Source organism: Streptomyces sp. NPDC058985 (assembly GCF_042740985.1).
Taxonomy (GTDB): domain Bacteria; phylum Actinomycetota; class Actinomycetes; order Streptomycetales; family Streptomycetaceae; genus Streptomyces.
This window is the reverse complement of record NZ_JBHYJX010000036.1, coordinates 69,936-89,723: the sequence shown is the minus strand read 5'-3', so window position 1 is coordinate 89,723 and position 19,788 is coordinate 69,936. Positions and strand designations below refer to the sequence as shown.

The window sequence follows — 19,788 nt, the reverse complement described above, 5'->3', positions numbered from 1 at the left end:
CCCCGGATCCTCACGGGATCCGGGGCGAAGCACCGTGCGCGCGGAGGGTCAGGCACCGTCCTCGCCGGAGCGGCGGCGCGAGAGGTGGTAGGCGACGCCCACCGAGCCGGCCACGAGAGCGGCACCGAGCCCGAGCTGCTTCACGTCGAGTCCCGCGATGCTGCCGCCCTCACCGGCGTGCACGCCCTTGGGGTGGTGGGACTCGGGCGTCCAGTGGTGCGAGCCGCCCGCGATGGTCAGGTCCACGGTGCCGGTCCTGTGCCTGCAGTCGAACGTCACCTGGTACACCGCCCCGCGCCGCGCGTCGTGGTGCACCCGTGCGGTCGCCGAGTAGTCGTCCCGCGGGATGGTCACCGTGTCGAACACCGGCGACGTCACCGTGACCCGTCCGCGGCACCCGGCGTCGGTGCGGCTCACCCCCAGCGTGACCTCGTCGCCGGGGGCGACGGTAGCGGGGGTGACGGTGAAGCCGAACGTCGAGTCGTGTCCGCCCACGGCGGCCCCGGCCGGTACGCAGGCGGAGAGGGCGGCGACCCCCAGCAGTGCGACCGAGGCGACGGGTATCGCGCGCATGGTGAATCCTCCGGGTCCCCGAGGAGCGGCGGCGGACCTGTTCCGCTCGCGCCTAAAACGCACCTCGATGTCCGAAACGCTAGGAAACGGGACCCGGGGACGCGATCGCAGTCGCGCGAATGGGGCAACCTTGTGGGCCGCCCAGGGGACGGTGACGGCAAGTCGGACGCCTCGACGCCCCCTGGCCCGGCTCAGCCCTTCACATCGGGGAAGAGGCTCAGGAACGGATCGGTCGACGCGGCGACCCCTCGGCTGAAGGGGGCGTCGAAGTCCCAGATGAGGAAGAGCAGGAACGCGATCAGCGCCGAGAACAGACCGGCCAGGACCAGCTCGCGCGTGGTGCGCCGGATCTGGAGGGCGAAGACCATCCCGATCGTGATGACGCCCCCGGCGATCAGCCCGAACCACACCACCCCCGGCATGGTTTCGCCCGTCGACTGCGCGCGGGCGCTGCGGGCCTGGTCCGCCGCGGCCACCTGGTCCACCAGCGGCTGGTACGCCTGGGCCTCGAAGTCCGACCTCGGCTCGTAGTCGGTGACGTCCGCGCGGACCCGGTCGAGCAGCTCGGTGCCGCGGTCGGTCACCTCGCCGCGGTCGGCCATCGCCTTCCACTCGGTGGTGACGACGTGTCCGACATAGGCGTTGACATCCTCCCGGATGCGGTCACGGACGTCGGGCGGATAGGACCGGACGCGCTCCGAGACCTCGTGCAGCGCGACGGCCTCCGTCTGCACGTTGTCCTGGGCGGCGCTGCGCGCCTCCCAGACGCCCGCGATGGCCAGGCCCAGGACGATGGCGTACACCACCCCGATCCACATCGTCATGTACTCGATGACGTCCGGGGTCTCGGTGATGTCCTCGTCGTCGGACGCCGCGCGGTGCCGTAGGAGGGTGATGACGACCACCACGGCGCAGGCGGCCAGCATCGCGAGGGTGAGAACAAGCCATTCCGGCAAGAGAGACTCCAGGATTCAGCGCGCACGGAGCGCGGCGACGGCGACCACCGCGGGCACCGTGATGAGCAGGACGAAGACGAGCGGCGACGTGGCACCGCGCGAGGACCGCGGCGCCGGCCGGGCGGCGCGATGGCGCGGGTAGTGCACCGGACTCAGCGACGGGCTGGGCTCGGGCGTGGCCGACGGGGAGGGGGCCGGTGCCGGGGGAGGGGCCGGCCTGGGGGTGGGGCTCGGCGTCGGCGTGGGCGTCGGTGTGGGCCGTGCGGGGGCCGGCCGCGACGGGGGTGGTGGCGGCGGTTCCGGTCTGGCGGGGGGTGGTGGAGGCGGGGGCTTCGGTGTGGGGGGCGGTGGGGGAGTGGGTTTCGGGGGCGGAGGCTCGGGCGTCGGCGTCGGCGTCGGCGTCGGCGTGGGAGTGGGTGTCGGCGTCGGCGTCGGCGAGGGCGGTGGGCACGGCGGGAAGGTGGGCCAGGAGGCGCTGCTCCCGGCCACCGCCACCGCGTGCGTACCGCCCGGTCCGGTCGACGCGTAGGCGCAGGCGTCCGCCTGCGCGGTGCCGACGGGTACGCCTACGAGCGTGAACGTCAGCGTCACCAGGGCCAACACCCGTCCGCCGGCGGCGGATCGGGTCGGTTCGGGTCCATGCACGACGCAGATCATGAAGCCTGGCGCGCCGGGCCACGCCCGAGTGCCCGGTGATTGCCCCGAAGGAGGGACACGGGCCGGCCGGCGGTTTGACCTCCGCAGGCCCGCCCGCGCCGGACCCCGCACCCGTGTACGACACCGGCCGGCGGTGACCGCCGGAAAGAATCCCGCCCTCCGTTGAACACAACCGGCACCGCCGTGCGTACCCAGTGTCGTGCGGCGGCCCGGACGGGAGCCGCAACACCTTCACGATGATCGGGGATTGACGATGAAGACCTCCTGGCGGAGCGCCTCACTCGTGGCGAGCGCTGCGGTGCTGCTGGCGCTGACGACGGCGTGCGGCCAGGACGGCGGCGCCGCCACCGGCAGCCAGAACGTGGGCGCCACGGCCGCGCCCGGCGACGTCGGCGACATCGGGGCGGGGGCCGGCGACGGAGTCGGCAACGGCTCGGCCAAGCCCCAGGGTTCGGCGAGCGCGCCGGAGCCCGCGGGCAAGCTGTCCGTGTCCACGAACGCCGAGATCGGCGAGGTGGTGACCGACGGAGCGGGCCACACCCTCTACCGCTTCGACGCCGACACCGCCAAGCCGCCCAAGACGACCTGCGAGAACGACTGCGCCACCGCCTGGCCGCCGGTCGCCGCGGACGACGCCCTCGCCGGGGAGGGCATCGACAAGGACCTGCTCGGCGAGGTCACCCGCCCCGACGGCACCAAGCAGCTGACCATCGGCGGCTGGCCCGCGTACCGCTACGCCAAGGACGCCGCCGCCGGGGACGCCAAGGGCCAGGGGGTCGGCGGCAAGTGGTTCGCGCTCGCCGCCGACGGCAAGAAGGCCAAGGCCGCCGACCTGGCCGGACTCTCCACCCGCGAGGATCCGAAGCTCGGTGAGATCGTCGTCGACAAGAACGGCATGACCGTCTACCGCTTCATGAAGGACGAGGCCTGGCCGAAGCCCGTCTCGGCGTGCACCGGCGCCTGCCTGGAGAAGTGGCCGGTCGTCGCCCCCGTCGAGGCCAACGACACCAAGGGCGTGGAGAAGGAGGGCCTGATGAGCTTCACCCGGCCCGACGGCGCCGCCCAGCAGACGATCGACTGCTGGCCGATCTACACCTTCGCCGGCGACAAGAAGGCCGGTGACACCAACGGGCAGGGCGTCGGGGGCACCTGGTACGCCGTCAAGCCCGACGGGAAGCCGGTCGGCGCGCCCAAGAAGTAGCGGCCCCACCCTCGGCGCGCGCAGCGGGCCGTCCTCTCCGTACCCAGACGGAGGGGACGGTCCCGTTCGTGCGTTTTGATGTGCCTTGGTGCCCCGCATGTGCCGCAGGCAGTGACCGGGAACGGACGGTCAATTTCCGTTTGGGCTCGCTCCTTTGGCGGGCGATCAGTAGCCTCAGCTCGAACACCGGACCGGCTACGCCTTGGAGAACTGGATGGAGCGTCCCGCCTGGGCCCCCCGCAGCATCGACATCTCGGTGCCCAGCGTGTCCCGGATCTACGACTTCTACCTGGGCGGTTCGCACAACTTCGAGGTCGACCGGGAAGCCGCCCGCCGCGCCATGGAGTTCCTGCCGGGGCTCCCCAAGATCATGCAGGCGAACCGGGCGTTCATGCGCCGCGCCGTGCGCTTCGCGGCCGAACAGGGCATCGACCAGTTCCTGGACATCGGCTCCGGCATCCCCACCTTCGGCAACGTCCACGAGGTCGCCGGACGCGCGCGCCCCGGCGCCCGCGTCGTGTACGTCGACCACGACCCGGTGGCGGTCGCCCACAGCGAGGCCGTCCTGGCGGGCAACGACGACGCCGGAGTCGTGGCGGCGGACCTCCTCAAACCGGGGGAGATCCTCAGCAGCCCGCAGGTGCGGGGGCTGATCGACCTGAATCGACCGGTCGCCCTCCTGCTGGTTGCCATACTGCACTTCGTGGAAGACGCGGACGACCCGTACGCGGCGGTGGCCGAGCTGAGCGAGGCGCTCGCGCCCGGCAGCCTGCTCGTGCTCACGCACGCCTCGTACGAGGGAATCCCGCTGCCCGCCGAGCGGGCCGGGGGAGCGGTGGACGTGTACCGGGACATCCGCAATCCGCTGATCATGCGTTCGCGCGACGACATCGCGCGGTTCTTCAAGGGGTACGACATGGTGGAACCCGGACTGGTTCCGATGCCGCGCTGGCGGCCCGAGGGATCGCCGGAGGACGAGGACCCGTACGCGTTCTCCGGGTTCGCCGGCGTGGGACGTACGGCGTGAGGGCGGAGCCGGACGGGCCGGAGGACAGACTGCGCAGGTTCGCGACGATCTGGAGCCGCGCCGTGTTCCCGGTGACGACGACGTCGTCCACCCGGCCCGAGTTCGAGGAGCAACTGCTGCCGCTGGCCCGCCGGCTGAGCGAGGTCCTGCGTGCCCGCGCCCTCGACGCGGCCGAGGCCCGGGCGGTCGGCGCCGCGCTCGTCGACGCCCACTGCACCGACCCCGAGGCGCTCGCCCGGACGCTCGACTGCGTCGACGCCTACCTGGTGCTTTACTGCGGCGAGGACGGCGACCCCGAGGGCCTGCGGGCCCGGTCGGCGCGGCTCCAGCACGCGATGGCCGCCGGGTACGCCGGCGCGCTGCGGGCCAGGACCCTGGCCGAACAGGAGGCCATCGCACAGGCCGCCCTGAAGGCGCAGGGCGTGGTGGCCGAGGCGCTGCACGCCAGCGAGGCACGCTTCCGCGCGGTCTTCGAGGGTGCCGCCATAGGCATCGGCATCGCCGACCTGGACGGCAACGTCCTCCAGGTCAACGACGCGCTGATGCGCATGTTCGGCATCGCCGACCCGACGCTCGGTGGTCGCAGGGCGACCGAGTGGACGCACCCTGACGACGCGCCGCAGACCTGGCGCCTGTACGACGAGCTGGTGCGCGGCGAGCGCGAGCACTACCACGTGGAGAAGGCCTTCTACCGGCCCGACGGAACGGTCCTGTGGACCAACCTGACCGTCTCCCTGCTGCGGGACGCCGACGGCACCCCGCAGTACCAGCTGGCGCTGATGGAGGACACCACGGAGCGGCGGCTGCTCAACCTGCGGCTGCGCTACGAGGCCACGCACGACGCGCTCACCGGGCTGCCCAACCGGAGCTTCTTCTTCGAACGCCTGGAGAAGGCCCTGAACGCCGGCCCGGGCCAGCGCTTCGGCCTGTGCTACCTCGACCTCGACGGCTTCAAGACCGTCAACGACAGCCTCGGCCACGCGGCCGGCGACCGGCTTCTGGTGGAGGTCGCCGACCGGCTCCAGGCCTGCGCCACGGCGCCCGGCGAGATGGTCGCCCGGCTCGGCGGCGACGAGTTCGTCGCCCTGACCACCGGCCCCGACACCCGGCACGAGGTCGACGAGCTGGCCGGCCGCATCATGAACGCGCTGCTCGCCCCGATCAGCGTCGACGGCCGCGAACTGACCGTGCGCGGCAGCATCGGCATCGTCGAGGGCCCGGCGGGCGAACGCAGCCCGGCGGAGGTCCTGCGCAGCGCCGACATCACCATGTACCGGGCCAAGTCGGCGGGCGGCAACCGCTTCGAGCTGGCCGACCCGGAGGCCGACGCGCGCGTCATCACCCGGCACGGGCTCACCACCGCGCTGCCGGCCGCACTGGAGCGCGGTGAGTTCTTCATCGAGTACCAGCCGCTGGTCCACCTCGGCGACGGCAGTGTGCGCGGCGCGGAGGCCCTGGTGCGCTGGCTGCACCCGCAGCACGGGGTGCTCGGCCCGGACCGTTTCATTCCGCTCGCCGAGCACACCGGGCTGATCGTGCCGCTGGGCCGCTGGGTCCTGGAGCAGTCCGTGCGGCAGGCCCGCGCCTGGCGGGAACGGTACGGCGAGACGACCGCGGCGGGCCCGCTGCGCATCAACGTCAACCTCTCGCCCTGCCAGCTCACCCACCCGGGCCTGGTCCAGGACACCGTCGAGATCCTGGAGCGGACCGGGGTCGCGCCCGACGCGCTGTGCCTGGAGGTGACGGAGTCGGCGCTGATCGGGGCGGACGACGACCTGCTCAAGCCGCTGCGCCGGTTGGCCGAGATGGGCGTCGACATCGCCCTGGACGACTTCGGCACCGGCTACTCCAACCTCGCCAACCTGCGCAGGCTGCCGGTGAGCGTCCTCAAGCTGGACCGTTCCTTCACGCAGAGCATGCAGCGGTTCCCCGCCGACCCCGTGGACCTCAAGATCGTCGAGGGCATCGTCGCCCTGGCCCACAGCCTCGACCTCTCGGTCACCGTCGAGGGCGTGGAGACCGGCGCCCAGGCGGAACAGCTCCGCATACTGGGCTGCGACACGGCCCAGGGCTGGTACTACGCCCGCCCCGGCCCCCCGGACCGGCTCCACGAACTGGCCCTGGTGGACGCGACGGCGTAGCGCCCCGAAGGGGCGCGGGGCTCTGACATGATGCGGCTCCGCCGCGTGGGCGCGACCAGCCACAACGCACCCGCGGCCCCGGACGGCGCTGAACGACAACGGCGCCCCCGGGCCCGCAGGCAAAGACCCGTCACCGCTCCAGCAGCATCCGCTGCAACTCCCGAGCCGCCCGAGGCGGAGCCACATCGCTACGGTGCGCCAGCGCGATGGTCCGGTGCAGCCCGGGCCGGGCCAGCGGTGTCACCCGGAGTCCGCGGCCGGAGCGGGCCGCGACCATGCGGGGGACGACCGCCATCCCCAGCCCGGCCCGGACGAATCCCAGCACCGCGTCCATCTCCCCGCCCTCCACCGCGAAGTCCGGCTCGAACCCCGCGGAGCGGCACGCGGCCACGGTCAGCTCCCGCAGGTCGTAGCCGTGCCGGAACATCACCAGGCGTTCGCCCTCCAGGTCCGCGATGTCCACGGCCCGGCGTCCCCCGCCCGGCCGGGCCGACTCCGGGGACGACACCACGACCAGGTCCTCCCGCAGCAGCTCCACCGTGGTCAGCGCCGGCGAGGCGGTGGGCAGGGGGAGCACGACCAGCGCGAGGTCGAGCGCGCCGCGCGCCAGCTCCCGGACCAGGTCGAGCGAGCCGCCCTCCTCGATCATGAGCTGGATACCGGGATAGCGGTCGTGGAAGGCCCGCAGCACGTCCGGCAGCAGCCCGGTGCACAGGCTCGGCGTCGCGCCCAGCCGGACCCGGCCGCGACGCAGTTGCACCAGCTCCAGCACCTCGTGCCGCGCGGTGTCCGCGTCGGCCAGAATGCGCCGGGCCAGCGGCAGCAGCGCCTCCCCGGCGTCGGTGAGGGTGATGTTGCCGCGGGCCCGCAGGAACAGGTCCGCTCCCAGCTCCCGCTCCAGCGCCTTGATCTGCTGGGACAGCGACGGCTGCGCCACGTGGACCGCATCCGCGGCGCGCGTGAAGTGCCGCGTCTCGGCGACCGCCACGAAGTACTGAAGCTGTTGCAGCTGCATACGGCGAGCATACGCCGCCGATAGAGAGTGCCTATGGAATCCAGGCAGACCATGTCTTGGACCGATGGGGCGCCCTCCCCGTAACGTCCTGTGACATGGCTCTGGCAACGCGGACGGACCGACGGCCGTCCATGGCGCGCACCGTGTGGGACTCGACCGTCGGCAAGAAGACAGTGATGGCGGTCAGCGGTCTCGTCATGCTGCTCTACCTGGTCGCCCACATGATCGGGAACCTGAAGATCTTCTTCGGGCCGGAGGAGATCAATCACTACGCCCACTGGCTGCGTACCGTCGGCGAGCCGTTCATGCACTACGAGTGGACGCTCTGGCTGATCCGTGTCGTCCTCGTGGCCGCCGTGGTCGCGCACGCCACCTCCGCGTACCAGCTGAGCCGCCGCGACATCAGGGCGCGCCCCACCAAGTACGCGCACAAGAAGGCGGGCAAGAGCTTCGCCACCCGCACGATGCGCTGGGGCGGGATCATCCTCGGCCTGTTCATCGTCTGGCACATCCTCGACCTGACGACCGGCACCGTGCACCCGGGCGGCTACGAGCACCTGCGCCCGTACCAGAACATCATCGACACGTTCTCCACGTGGTACGGCAACGTCGTCTACATCGCCGCCGTGGTCGCCCTCGGCTTCCACGTCCGGCACGGCCTGTGGAGCGCCGCCCAGACCCTCGGCGTCGGCAGCCGCACCCGCGACCGCGCCCTGAAGACCATCGCGAACGTCCTCGCGCTGCTGCTCACGGCCGGCTTCGTCGCCGTACCCGTGGGCGTCATGACCGGAGTGGTGAGCTGACATGACAACCTACGCCGACTACACGACCGGTGAGCCGGTCGCCGACACCAAGGCCCCCGAGGGCCCGGTCAACGAGCGCTGGGACACGCGCCGCTTCGAGGCGAAGCTGGTCAACCCCGCCAACCGGCGCAGGCAGACCGTCATCGTCGTCGGCACCGGCCTCGCGGGCGGCTCCGCCGGCGCCACCCTCGCCGAACAGGGCTACCGCGTCGTCCAGTTCTGCTACCAGGACTCCCCGCGCCGGGCGCACTCCATCGCCGCGCAGGGCGGCATCAACGCCGCGAAGAACTACCGCAACGACGGCGACTCGATCCACCGCCTGTTCTACGACACGGTCAAGGGCGGAGACTTCCGCTCCCGCGAGTCCAACGTGCACCGGCTGGCGCAGATCTCGGTCGAGATCATCGACCAGTGCGTCGCGCAGGGCGTGCCCTTCGCCCGCGAGTACGGCGGCCTCCTCGACACCCGCTCCTTCGGCGGCGTCCAGGTCTCCCGTACCTTCTACGCGCGCGGCCAGACGGGCCAGCAGCTGCTGCTCGGCGCCTACCAGGCACTGAGCAGGCAGATCGCGGCCGGCAACATCGAGATGCACCCGCGCACCGAGATGCTCGACCTGGTCGTCGTGGACGGGCGGGCGCGTGGCATCGTCGCCCGGGACCTGATCACCGGGAAGATCGACACCTACTTCGCGGACGCCGTCGTGCTGGCCAGCGGCGGCTACGGCAACGTCTTCTACCTGTCGACCAACGCCATGAACTCCAACGCGACCGCCGTCTGGCGGGCGCACCGGCGCGGCGCCTGGTTCGCCAACCCGTGCTTCACGCAGATCCACCCCACCTGCATCCCGCGCACCGGCGACCACCAGTCCAAGCTGACGCTGATGAGCGAGTCGCTGCGCAACGACGGCCGGATCTGGGTGCCGAAGGCCAAGGGCGACGACCGGCCGCCGAACGAGATCCCCGAGGCCGAGCGCGACTACTACCTGGAGCGCATCTACCCGTCCTTCGGCAACCTCGTCCCCCGCGACATCGCCTCCCGCGCCGCGAAGAACGTCTGCGACGAGGGCCGGGGCGTCGGCCCCGGCGGCCAGGGCGTGTACCTGGACTTCGCCGACGCCATCGAGCGGATGGGCCGCAAGGCCGTCGAGGCCAAGTACGGCAACCTGTTCGACATGTACCAGCGGATCACCGACGAGGACCCGTACCGGGTGCCGATGCGGATCTACCCGGCCGTGCACTACACGATGGGCGGTCTGTGGGTCGACTACGACCTGCAGACCACCGTCCCCGGCCTGTTCGCGATCGGCGAGGCGAACTTCTCCGACCACGGGGCCAACCGGCTCGGCGCCTCCGCGCTCATGCAGGGCCTGGCCGACGGCTACTTCGTCCTCCCGGCCACCATCAACGACTACCTCGCCCGCAACCCGCACAAGGACGAGGTGGACGACGACCACCCGGCGGTGCAGGAAGTGGTCGCCGAGACCGAGGACCGGCTCAACCTGCTTCTGTCCGTGGACGGCGACCGCACCCCGGACTCCTTCCACCGCGAACTGGGCGAGCTGATGTGGGAGTTCTGCGGCATGGCCCGCACCGACTCCGGCCTGCGCAAGGCGCTGGAGCGCATCCCGCAGATCCGCGAGGAGTTCTGGCGGCGCATCAAGGTTCCGGGCACTGGCGAGGAGTTCAACCAGTCCCTGGAGAAGGCCAACCGCGTCGTCGACTACCTGGAGCTCGCCGAGCTGATGTGCCTCGACGCGCTGCACCGCTCCGAGTCCTGCGGCGGCCACTTCCGCGAGGAGTCCCAGACCCCCGACGGCGAGGCGGCCCGCAAGGACGACGAGTTCGGCTACGCCGCCGCCTGGGAGTTCACCGGCACCGGCGACGCGCCCACCCTGCACAAGGAAGACCTGGTCTTCGAGTACGTCCACCCCACCCAGCGGAGCTACGCATGAAGCTCACCCTGCGCGTCTGGCGGCAGAAGAACGCCGACGCCGACGGCGCCATGTCCACGTACGAGGTGGACGGGATCTCCCGCGACATGTCCTTCCTGGAGATGCTCGACACCCTCAACGAGGAACTCATCCTCAAGGGCGAGGACCCCGTCGCCTTCGACCACGACTGCCGCGAGGGCATCTGCGGCGCCTGCTCGCTCGTCATCAACGGCGACGCGCACGGACCCGAGCGCACCACCACCTGCCAGCTGCACATGCGGTCCTTCCAGGACGGCGACACGATCGACATCGAGCCGTGGCGGGCGTCGGCCTTTCCGGTCGTGAAGGACCTCGTCGTCGACCGGTCCGCCTTCGACCGGATCATCCAGGCCGGGGGCTACATCACCGCGCCGACCGGCGCCGCCCCGGAGGCCCACGCCGCGCCGGTGCCCAAGCCGGACGCCGACTTCGCCTTCGAGCACGCCGAGTGCATCGGGTGCGGGGCGTGTGTGGCCGCGTGCCCGAACGGGGCCGCGATGCTGTTCACGTCCGCGAAGGTCAACCATCTGAACGTGCTGCCGCAGGGGGCGCCCGAGCGGGAGACGCGGGTGCTGGACATGGTGGGGCAGATGGATGAGGAGGGGTTCGGCGGGTGCACGCTGACGGGTGAGTGTGCGACCGCTTGTCCCAAGGGGATTCCGCTCATGTCCATCACCAGCATGAACAAGGAGTGGCTGCGGGCCGCGCGGAAGGTGCAGCGGTAGCGCCGTGGGGGTGCTGTCGTCGGGCGGCTGCGGGTACGTCGTGGCTGCTCGCGCGGTTCCACGCGCCCCTTCGGGGCGCGTGCAGTGAACGTTCGCCGTCAAGTGCGGACGGGCGGGGCCGGGGGAGGTGCTCCCCCCGGCCCCGTTTCGCTGGTGCGCCCGGCATTCAGCAAGCGCACATCCGGTCTCCCGGCACTGGTCACGCGCAGTACAGCCGGCGTCGGAAGAACTGTGGCGGACCCGCACCGCGACCAGGAGAGCACCCATGACCGGCGTACTGACCGCAGACCGTCCCTCCAAGCCCGCCGCACCCCACCGCTACACGGTCGCCCTCGCCCGCGACGAGGACGACGTCCGGGCCGCTCAGCGGCTGCGGCACGACGTCTTTGCCGGGGAGATGGGCGCGCTGCTGGCGAGCGCGCAGCCCGGGTACGACGTCGACCCCTTCGACGCGTACTGCGACCACCTGCTCGTGCGCGAGGAGACGACCGGGCAGGTCGTCGGCACCTACCGGCTGCTGCCCCCGGAGCGCGCGGCGGTCGCCGGACGGCTCTACGCGGAGAGCGAGTTCGACCTCACGGCGCTCGACGCGATCCGGCCCTCACTGGTCGAGGTCGGCCGCTCCTGCGTGCACCCGGCCCACCGTGACGGCGCCGTCATCGGGCTCATCTGGGCCGGCATAGCCCGCTACATGACCGACCGGGGCCACGAGTGGCTGGCGGGCTGCTGCTCGCTCCCGCTCGCCGACGGCGGATCGCTCGCCGCCGGCACCTGGGACCGGGTGCGGGCCAAGCACCTGGCGCCCGAGGAGTACCGGGTGCGGCCGCTGCTGCCGTGGATCCCGCGCACGGCCGCGCCCGCCGCCCGCACCGAGCTGCCCGCCCTGCTGCGCGGCTACCTCCGCCTCGGTGCCTGGGTCTGCGGGGAACCCGCGCACGACGTGGACTTCGGCGTCGCCGACCTGTACGTGCTGCTGCCGATGAGCCGGGTCGACCCGCGTTACCTGCGGCACTTCCTCTCGCTCGTCCCGGCCTGATGAGCGCCTGGCTGCCGGTCGCCCCCTGCACCCCGGCGACCTGCGTGGACCCGTCGCGGGCCGCGGTGGGCGTACCGCGCGCCGTGCTGCGGCTCGCCGCGGTCGCCGTGCTGGTCCTCGCCGCGGTCGCGGTCGTGCTGACGCCGGTCCGGCGGCGGGTGCCGTCCGCCGTGGTGGCGTACTGGTCCCGGTGGGTGGTGCGGGCCGCGGGTGTGCGGGTCCGCGTCACCGGTGCCGCCGCGCCCGCGGGCGGACTGCTCCTCGTCGCCAACCACGTCTCGTGGCTCGACATCCCGCTGCTGGCCGCCGTACGCCCCGCCAGGATGCTGGCCAAGAGCGAGATCCGGGGCTGGCCGGTGGCGGGCGCGCTGGCCGCACGCGGCGGAGTCCTGTTCATCGAACGCGACCGGCTGCGGGCGCTGCCGGACACGGTCGCCGCGCTCGCGCTGGCCCTGCGCGCGGGCGCCGCCGTCGCCGCCTTCCCCGAGGGCAGCACCTGGTGCGGGCGCGCCGGGGGTGCCTACCGCCGGGCCGTGTTCCAGGCCGCGCTGGACGCCGGGGTGCCGGTCCAGCCGGTGCGTCTTCGGTACCGGGCCGGGGAGCGGGGGGTGAGCACGGCACCGGCGTTCGTCGGCGCGGACACCCTGCTCGCCTCGATGTGGCGGGTGGCATCCGCCCGCGGGCTGACCGCCGAGGTGGAGGTGTGCCCCGTCGTACCGCCGGGCCGCCACCCCGACCGCCGCTCCCTGGCGGAGGCGGCCCAGCGGATGGCTCCGCCCGCCGACCCGCACGGTCACCTGGGGAAAGCACCTTCGAAAAGTATGTGTGTTTTATGAGGTATGTGCCGTTTCCGTATCGCTGGATGCGGACAACCGGAAGGCAGGCACTCGAAAGGAGGGTGATGGCAGATGATCACCCGTGAAGAGATCGCCAACGTCCTGGACCAACCGGTCTACGACGGGGACGGCAACAAGATCGGCGACGCCAAGCATGTCTTCTTCGACGACATGACCGGGCGCCCCGAGTGGGTGAGCGTCAAGACGGGCATGTTCGGCTCCAGCGAGTCCTTCGTGCCCATTCGCGACGCCGCGCTGGTGCAGGACCACCTAGAGGTTCCCTACGGCAAGGACCAGGTCAAGGGCGCGCCCAGTGTCGACGTCGACGCGGGCGGCCATCTGTCGGAGACCGAGGAACACCGGCTCTACGACTACTACGGCATCAACTGGGACAGCGTGCTGTCCGAGGCCGAGCGGACCGACGACGGCCGCTGGGCCGCCGGTCCAGGACCGGCGGGCGCGGCGGGTGCCGCCGGCGCGGCGGGTGCCGCGGGTCTGGCGGGCACGACCCGTGGGACCGGTGACACGGACATGGGCCGCGACACGAGCATGGGCCGCGACACGAGCATCGGCACCGGTACGGACATGGGCAAGGGCAGCGCGGCCGGAATGGCCGGACGCCGGGACGCCCCCGACCGTACGGGCCTGCGCGACGACGAGGCCATGACCCGCTCCGAGGAGCAGATGCACGTCGGCGTCGAACGACGTGAGACGGGGCGCGCCAAGCTGCGCAAGTACGTGGTCACCGAAGAGGTGCAGCAGACCGTGCCCCTGAAGCACGAGGAAGTGCGTGTGGTGCGCGAGCCGATCACGGACGCCAACCGCGGCGACGCGCTGTCCGGGCCGGAGATCAGCGAGGCCGAGCACGAGATCACGCTGCACGCGGAACGCCCCGTCGTGGAGACCGAGGCGGTCCCGGTGGAGCGCGTCCGGATGACCATGGAGGAGCACACCGAGAACGAGACGGTGCGCGGCCAGGTCCGCAAGGAGCGGATCGAGGCCGAGACCGAGTCCTTCGACGAGGACGACATCCCGCGGGGCCGCGAGTGACCGTTCCCCGCCCTCACCGCGAGAACGAGCGCCGGTGAACCGGCTTCACCGGCGCCTCCCGCCGTCCAGGGCCCGGGCCAGATAGGGCGCGGTGGCACTGCCGCCGGCCCGCGCCACCTCGGCGGGCGTGCCCGCGGCGACGATCCGTCCGCCCGCGTCCCCGCCGCCCGGCCCGAGGTCGATCACGTGGTCGGCGGCCGCCACCACGGTCATGTCGTGTTCCACGACGACCACCGTGTGCCCGGCGTCCACGAGACCGTGCAACTGCCTCATGAGCACCTCGACATCCGCCGGATGCAGACCGGTCGTCGGCTCGTCGAGGAGGTAGAGGGTGTGGCTGCGGCGGCCCCGCTGGAGTTCGCTCGCCAGCTTGATGCGCTGCGCCTCCCCGCCGGACAGCTCGGTGGCGGGCTGGCCGAGCCGCAGATAGCCGAGCCCGACGTCGAGCAGCGCTGCCAGGCTGCGCGCCACCGGCGCGGTGTCCGCGAAGAACTCCGCCGCGTCCTCCACCGTGAGGCCGAGGACCTCGGCGATGTTCCGTCCCCGGTACGCCACTTCGAGCGTCCCGGGGTTGTAGCGCGCCCCGCCGCAGTCGGGGCACGGTGCGTACGTGCTCGGCAGGAACAGCAGTTCGACGCTGACGAACCCCTCGCCCTGGCAGGTCTCGCAACGCCCGCCGGGCACGTTGAAGGAGAAGCGGCCCACGCCGTACCCGCGCTCCCTGGCCTGGCCGGTGGCGGCGAACACCTTGCGCACGACGTCGAACAGGCCCGTGTACGTGGCCAGGTTGGAGCGCGGGGTGCGTCCGATCGGCCGCTGGTCGACGGAGACCAGCCGCCCCACCCCCGGCAGGTCCTCGGTGATCTCGCCGACGAGCGTCGACTTGCCCGAGCCGGACACTCCGGTCACCGCGGTGAGCACGCCGAGCGGGAAGTCCGCGGTCACCCCGCGCAGGTTGTGCCGGGTGACCGGACCGACCGTCACGGTGCCCCGGGGTGCTCGCGTACGCCGTACGGGGGCGGGGGAGCGGTCGAAGAGATGACGGGCCGTCGCGGACCCGGTGACCTCCGCCAGTCCGGCGACCGGGCCGCTGTACAGCACCCGCCCGCCGTGCTCGCCCGCCAGCGGGCCGACGTCCACGATCCAGTCGGCGCCGCGCATCACGCCGAGGTGGTGCTCCACCACGAACACCGAGTTGCCGGCCGCCTTCAGCCGCTCCAGCACCGTCAGCAGCGCCTCGGTGTCCGCCGGGTGCAGCCCCGCCGACGGCTCGTCGAGGACGTAGACCACCCCGAACAGCCCGGAGCGCAGCTGCGTCGCCAGCCGCAGCCGCTGCAGCTCGCCCGCCGACAGGGTGGGCGCCCGGCGGTCCAGGCTCAGATAGCCGAGGCCCAGCTCGACGACGGGCGTGATGCGGGAGACCAGGTCCCCGGTGAGCACCTTCGCCGTCTCCCCCTCGGTCGGCAGCACGCCGGCCAGCTCCGTGAGCGGCAGCGCGGCCAGTTCGGCGATGGTCCGGCCGCCGACGGTCACCGCCAGCGACTCGGCCCGCAGCCTCCCGCCGCCGCAGACGGGACAGGGCGCACTGGTGAGGAAGCGCTCGGCCTTCGCCCGCAGCGTGGCGCTCCTGGAGTCCGAGAACGTCTTCATCACGTACCGCCGGGCGCTCATGTACGTGCCCTGGTACGGCCGCTGGATGCGGCCCGCGTCGCGCACCGGATGCACCGTGACCACGGGCTGCTCGTCCGTGAACAGGATCCACTCGCGCTCGGCGGCGGGCAGCTCGCGCCAGGGCCGGTCCACGTCGTACCCGAGCGCGTCGAGGACGTCCCGCAGGTTCTTGCCCTGCCAGGCGCCCGGCCACGCGGCGATCGCGCCGTCCCGGATCGACAGCGCGGGGTCCGGGACCAGCAGTTCCTCGGTCGTGCGGTGCACCCTGCCGAGCCCGTGGCACTCGGGGCAGGCCCCGGCCGCCGTGTTCGGCGAGAAGGCGTCGGAGTCCATCCGCTCCGCGCCCGGCGGGTAGTCGCCGGCGCGCGAGAAGAGCATCCGCAGGGAGTTGGAGAGGTTCGTGACGGTGCCCACCGAGGACCGGGACGTCGGAGCCGCGCGGCGCTGCTGGAGCGACACGGCGGGCGGCAGCCCGGTGATCTCGCCCACCTTCGGCGCGCCGACCTGGTGGATCAGCCGGCGGGCGTACGGCGCGACCGACTCGAAGTAGCGCCGCTGCGCCTCCGCGTAGACCGTCCCGAAGGCCAGCGACGACTTCCCGGACCCGGAGACACCGGTGAACACCGCGACCACGTCCCGGGGGACGTCCACGTCCACGCCCTTGAGGTTGTGCTCGCGGGCGTCGCGCACCCGGACGTACGGGTCGTGGGGGCTGTGCATCGAGGGGAACTCCGTACGGTCTTCGGTCACGGCGGGGGAGCGGGGGACAAACCCCGCGATTCTATGCCGGGGCGGCCGCCGTGCCCGCTCCGACGACGCGGGCGAGCCGCCGGTAGGAGTCCAGCAGCGCCCCGCGGTCGTACGTGCTGGTGGTCACCAGCACCTCCTGGGCGCCGGTCTCCCTCACCAGCGTCTCCAGCGCGTCGGCGACCTGCTCCTCGGTGCCGGCGATGTGCCCGGCGAGACCGGACTCGTACAGGTCGCGTTCCTTGGCGGTCATTGTCCGCGCCTCGACCTCCTCGGCCGGGGGCAGGGGCGGGAAGGTGCCGCGGGTGCGTGCGTGGGCCATGGACCAGGCCTCCGGGACCAGGAGCCGCCGGGCCGCGTCGGGGGTGCCGGCCACGGCGACGGTGCCGGACACGACGACGTACGGCTCCGGGCTCCACTCGGAGGGGCGGTACCCGGCCCGGTAGCGGTCGATGCCCCGGCGCATGCGGTCGCGGTCGCGCAGGTCGCCGATGACCATCGGCAGGCCCGCGCGGGCCGCCACGGCCGCGCCCTCGCCCATCGCCAGGACGAAGGGCGGAACGGTCAGCCCCTCGGCGGGGCGGGCGTGCGCGCCGGTCGGGGAGGTGCCGCCGAACCAGCCCAGCAGCTCGGCCAGTTGCCCCTCGAAGTCGTCGGCGTCGTCCTTGTCGCGGCCCAGCGCCCGGCGGACCCCGTCGGTGAAGCCCACCGAGCGGCCGAGACCCATGTCGATCCGGCCGGGGAAGAGCGACTCCAGCACGCCGAACTGCTCGGCCACCACCAGCGGCCGGTGGTTGGGCAGCATCACGCCCCCGGTGCCGACGCGTACGCGGCTGGTGGCGCCGGCCACCGCGGCCGCGAGCACGGTCGGCGCCGAGCCCGCCACCCCGGGCACGCCGTGGTGCTCCGATACCCAGAACCGGTGGTAACCGAGCCGTTCCGCCTCCCGTGCCAGCTCCACGGTGTCGCGCAGCGCCTCGGCCGCGGTCCGGCCGGCCCGGATGCGGGAGCGGTCGAGGACGGAGAAGCGTGTGGTGGCGATCGTCGAGGTCACATCCGGTTCAACGTCCGGGGCCCGCACAGATTCCCGGTGCCGCGTTCTAGTGTGGTCGGGTGACCGACAGCAGCAGGCCCCCGGTGGCCGTGTTCGACCTGGACAACACCCTCGCGGACACCGCGCACCGGCAGCGCTTCCTGGAGCGCCGGCCGCGCGACTGGGATGCGTTCTTCGCCGCCGCCCCGCACGATCCGCCGCTCGCGGAGGGCGTCGCGCTGGTGCGCGAGCGCGCCGAGGAGTGCGAGATCGTCTATCTGACCGGGCGGCCCGAGCGCTGCCGCCGCGACACGCTCGACTGGCTGGCCGCGCACGGCCTGCCCGAGGGGCCCGTGCACATGCGGGGCAACGCCGACCGGCGGCCCGCCCGGCGCACCAAGCTGGAGATCCTGCGGCGGCTCGCCCGCACCCGCGAGGTCCGGGTCCTCGTCGACGACGACGAGCTGGTCTGCGACGACGCCGCGCGGGCCGGCTTCGCCGTCGTCCGGGCGCGCTGGGCGCAGCGTTCGGCCGAGCTGCGGGTGGCGCAGGAGCGCGAGGGGCGCACCTGACCGTCCGGTGAGGCGCGGCCGAGGGCTCAGTCCGACTCCTCCAGGCGGAAGCCGACCTTGAGGCCGACCTGCCAGTGCGCGACCTCGCCGCCCTCGATCTGGCCGCGCACCTGGGTCACCTCGAACCAGTCCAGGTTGCGCAGCGTCCGCTGGGCGCGCCTGACGCCGTTGCGGACGGCCTGGTCGACGCCGTCCGGCGAGGTGCCGACGATCTCGGTGACCCGGTAGGTGTGGTTCGACATGCGGGTGCTCCCTTCCGCGCGGGCGGCGGTGTGTCGTGCGTCACTCCACCGTGCCCCAAGTCACGGCGGAGCGCGAGGCATCGCCCTCCCGGGCGGGTAACCCTGCGTCACCCCCTTGACCCCTCCTATTGGTACATACCAAAATTCCAGACACCCGTTCGAGCCTAGGGCTCGCCCCCCATGTCGGGTCTCCCTCCGCGTGCGCAGGACATCCCTGTCCGCCTCCGCCCCCTGTCCGTCAGACAGAAGGACCCCTCGTGAGACGACGCTCCCTCGCCCTGTTCTGTGTGTCCGCCTCCCTGCTCAGCGGCTGCGGACTGATCTCGCAGGACGGCGGGAGCGAGCGGCGCACCGTCACCGTGTGGCTGATGAAGGACAGTGCCTCGCAGGACTTCCTGCGGCGGTTCACCGAGGACTTCGAGAAGGGCCACCCCGAACTCGACCTGGACATCCGCATCCAGGAGTGGACCGGCATCGGCGACAAGGTGCAGACCGCGCTGAAGGGCGACGGCACGGACGGGCCGGACGTCATCGAGGTCGGCAACACCCAGGTGCCGCAGTACGCGGAGGGCGGCCGGCTCCAGGACCTGACCCTGGAGTCGATGCGCGACTGGGGCATCCGCGACTGGCTGCCGGGCCTCGCCGAACCCGGACAGTACATGTCCCAGCAGTTCGGCATCCCCTGGTACGCCGCCAATCGCGTCGTCATCTACCGCAAGGACCTCTTCGAGCAGGCCGGCGTCGCCGAACCGCCCCGCAGCCGCGAGGAGTGGATCGCCACCACCGAGAAGCTCGACGCGGACGGCCGCCAGGGCATCTACCTCGCCGGACAGGACTGGTACACGCTCTCCGGCTTCATCTGGGACGAGGGCGGCGAGCTGGCCGCCCAGGCCGGTGACGGCGGCACCTGGACGGGCGCCCTGGACTCCGCGGCCGCCCTGCGCGGCATGGACTTCTACCGGGAACTGCAGGCTCTCGGCGACGGCCCGGTCGACGCCGACGAGGAACACCCCCCGCAGGGCGACGTGTTCGCCAAGGGCCAGGTCGCGCAGATCGTCGCGGTGCCCGGCCTCGCCCAGTCCATCGTCCGCGCGAACCCCGAACTCAAGGGCGAGCTGGGCTTCTTCCCGGTGCCCGGCAAGACGTCCGACGAGCCCGGCGCCGTCTTCACCGGCGGCTCCGACCTCGTCGTCCCGAAGAACGCCGACGAACACGAGGGCGCCCTCGCCGTGGTCGACGCGCTGGCCGGCGCCAAGTGGAACACCGACCTGGCCCGCACCATGAACTACGTCCCCAACAAGACGTCCCTCGCCGAGGCCGTCGCCGGTGAGGAGGGCGCCGAGGCCATGGCGGCCGGCGCGGCCCAGGGCCGGGCCACCCCCGGGACTCCCCGCTGGGGCGCCGTGGAGGCGGACAACCCGATCAAGGACTACATGACGAAGGTGCTCTCCGGGTCCGACGCGAAGTCGGAGGCCCGGCGGGCCTCCGACCGCATCACCGAACTGCTGGACGTCAACGCCCGCTGAGCCCGCGC

At 72.5% G+C, this 19,788-nt stretch carries 19 protein-coding genes; 12 read left to right on the top strand and 7 right to left on the bottom strand.

The window, feature by feature from the left end; all coding sequences use genetic code 11:
• Nucleotides 1-48: 48 nt before the first annotated feature.
• From ACFW01_RS27360 to ACFW01_RS27350, 3 genes are all read right to left on the bottom strand, one after another.
• Entirely contained in the window at nt 49-573 is a 525-nt protein-coding gene (locus ACFW01_RS27360) for a hypothetical protein (RefSeq protein ID WP_384507599.1), read from the bottom strand.
• A 191-nt stretch (nt 574-764) separates the two neighbouring features.
• Nucleotides 765-1,529: a DUF4239 domain-containing protein gene (locus ACFW01_RS27355; RefSeq protein WP_234955576.1), complete on the bottom strand. Its 765-nt coding sequence runs from the start codon at nt 1,527-1,529 to the stop codon at nt 765-767.
• Nucleotides 1,530-1,544: 15 nt separating this feature from the next.
• Nucleotides 1,545-1,676: a hypothetical protein gene (locus ACFW01_RS27350; RefSeq protein WP_384507595.1), complete on the bottom strand. Its 132-nt coding sequence runs from the start codon at nt 1,674-1,676 to the stop codon at nt 1,545-1,547.
• Between the two features lie 208 nt (nt 1,677-1,884).
• On the opposite strand from ACFW01_RS27350, the gene ACFW01_RS27345 reads away from it, so the two are divergent.
• From ACFW01_RS27345 to rmdA, 4 genes are all read left to right on the top strand, one after another.
• Entirely contained in the window at nt 1,885-2,058 is a 174-nt protein-coding gene (locus tag ACFW01_RS27345; RefSeq protein WP_384507592.1) for a hypothetical protein, read from the top strand.
• A 381-nt stretch (nt 2,059-2,439) separates the two neighbouring features.
• Nucleotides 2,440-3,387, top strand: a complete 948-nt coding sequence (locus ACFW01_RS27340) for an SCO0930 family lipoprotein (RefSeq protein WP_384507606.1) — start codon at nt 2,440-2,442, stop codon at nt 3,385-3,387.
• A gap of 214 nt (nt 3,388-3,601) precedes the next feature.
• Entirely contained in the window at nt 3,602-4,414 is an 813-nt protein-coding gene (locus ACFW01_RS27335; RefSeq protein WP_234955581.1) for an SAM-dependent methyltransferase, read from the top strand.
• A complete protein-coding gene (gene rmdA / locus ACFW01_RS27330) occupies nt 4,411-6,555 on the top strand; it encodes a cyclic Di-GMP phosphodiesterase RmdA (RefSeq protein ID WP_384507588.1) in 2,145 nt (714 codons plus the stop codon). The genes ACFW01_RS27335 and rmdA overlap by 4 nt, the downstream gene beginning before the upstream one ends.
• A 130-nt stretch (nt 6,556-6,685) precedes the next feature.
• Here rmdA and ACFW01_RS27325 read toward each other — a convergent pair whose 3' ends face one another.
• Nucleotides 6,686-7,570 carry a LysR substrate-binding domain-containing protein gene (locus ACFW01_RS27325; protein WP_234955586.1) on the bottom strand — a complete coding sequence of 295 codons (885 nt, stop codon included), beginning with the start codon at nt 7,568-7,570 and terminating at the stop codon, nt 6,686-6,688.
• Nucleotides 7,571-7,701: 131 nt separating this feature from the next.
• On the opposite strand from ACFW01_RS27325, the gene ACFW01_RS27320 reads away from it, so the two are divergent.
• The 6 genes from ACFW01_RS27320 to ACFW01_RS27295 all read left to right on the top strand — a co-directional run bounded on the left by ACFW01_RS27320 (nt 7,702) and on the right by ACFW01_RS27295 (nt 13,989).
• Nucleotides 7,702-8,373 carry a succinate dehydrogenase gene (locus ACFW01_RS27320; RefSeq protein ID WP_234956168.1) on the top strand — a complete coding sequence of 224 codons (672 nt, stop codon included), beginning with the start codon at nt 7,702-7,704 and terminating at the stop codon, nt 8,371-8,373.
• Between the two features lies 1 nt (nt 8,374).
• Nucleotides 8,375-10,324, top strand: a complete 1,950-nt coding sequence (locus tag ACFW01_RS27315; RefSeq protein ID WP_234955589.1) for a fumarate reductase/succinate dehydrogenase flavoprotein subunit — start codon at nt 8,375-8,377, stop codon at nt 10,322-10,324.
• Nucleotides 10,321-11,067: a succinate dehydrogenase/fumarate reductase iron-sulfur subunit gene (locus tag ACFW01_RS27310; protein ID WP_122615354.1), complete on the top strand. Its 747-nt coding sequence runs from the start codon at nt 10,321-10,323 to the stop codon at nt 11,065-11,067. The genes ACFW01_RS27315 and ACFW01_RS27310 overlap by 4 nt, the downstream gene beginning before the upstream one ends.
• A gap of 265 nt (nt 11,068-11,332) precedes the next feature.
• Complete coding sequence (locus ACFW01_RS27305) at nt 11,333-12,103, top strand: GNAT family N-acyltransferase (protein WP_234955592.1); 771 nt, start codon at nt 11,333-11,335, stop codon at nt 12,101-12,103.
• Nucleotides 12,103-12,939, top strand: coding sequence for a lysophospholipid acyltransferase family protein (locus tag ACFW01_RS27300; protein WP_234955593.1), 837 nt, complete (start codon nt 12,103-12,105; stop codon nt 12,937-12,939). The genes ACFW01_RS27305 and ACFW01_RS27300 overlap by 1 nt, the downstream gene beginning before the upstream one ends.
• Nucleotides 12,940-13,011: 72 nt before the next feature.
• Nucleotides 13,012-13,989, top strand: a complete 978-nt coding sequence (locus ACFW01_RS27295; protein WP_384507581.1) for a DUF2382 domain-containing protein — start codon at nt 13,012-13,014, stop codon at nt 13,987-13,989.
• Between the two features lie 45 nt (nt 13,990-14,034).
• Here the strand turns inward: ACFW01_RS27295 and ACFW01_RS27290 are convergent, their stop codons facing one another.
• Both ACFW01_RS27290 and ACFW01_RS27285 read right to left on the bottom strand, forming a co-directional pair.
• Entirely contained in the window at nt 14,035-16,380 is a 2,346-nt protein-coding gene (locus tag ACFW01_RS27290) for an ATP-binding cassette domain-containing protein (RefSeq protein WP_384507578.1), read from the bottom strand.
• Nucleotides 16,381-16,441: 61 nt separating this feature from the next.
• Complete coding sequence (locus ACFW01_RS27285) at nt 16,442-17,461, bottom strand: LLM class flavin-dependent oxidoreductase (RefSeq protein ID WP_234955596.1); 1,020 nt, start codon at nt 17,459-17,461, stop codon at nt 16,442-16,444.
• A gap of 59 nt (nt 17,462-17,520) precedes the next feature.
• Here ACFW01_RS27285 and ACFW01_RS27280 point away from each other — a divergent pair, with 59 nt between their 5' ends.
• Nucleotides 17,521-18,012, top strand: a complete 492-nt coding sequence (locus ACFW01_RS27280) for a hypothetical protein (protein WP_234955597.1) — start codon at nt 17,521-17,523, stop codon at nt 18,010-18,012.
• A gap of 26 nt (nt 18,013-18,038) precedes the next feature.
• Here ACFW01_RS27280 and ACFW01_RS27275 read toward each other — a convergent pair whose 3' ends face one another.
• Complete coding sequence (locus tag ACFW01_RS27275; RefSeq protein ID WP_384507574.1) at nt 18,039-18,254, bottom strand: dodecin; 216 nt, start codon at nt 18,252-18,254, stop codon at nt 18,039-18,041.
• Between the two features lie 257 nt (nt 18,255-18,511).
• Between ACFW01_RS27275 and ACFW01_RS27270 the strand changes: the two genes are divergently transcribed.
• A complete protein-coding gene (locus ACFW01_RS27270) occupies nt 18,512-19,780 on the top strand; it encodes an extracellular solute-binding protein (RefSeq protein WP_384507571.1) in 1,269 nt (422 codons plus the stop codon).
• The last annotated feature ends 8 nt before the right edge of the window (nt 19,781-19,788 follow it).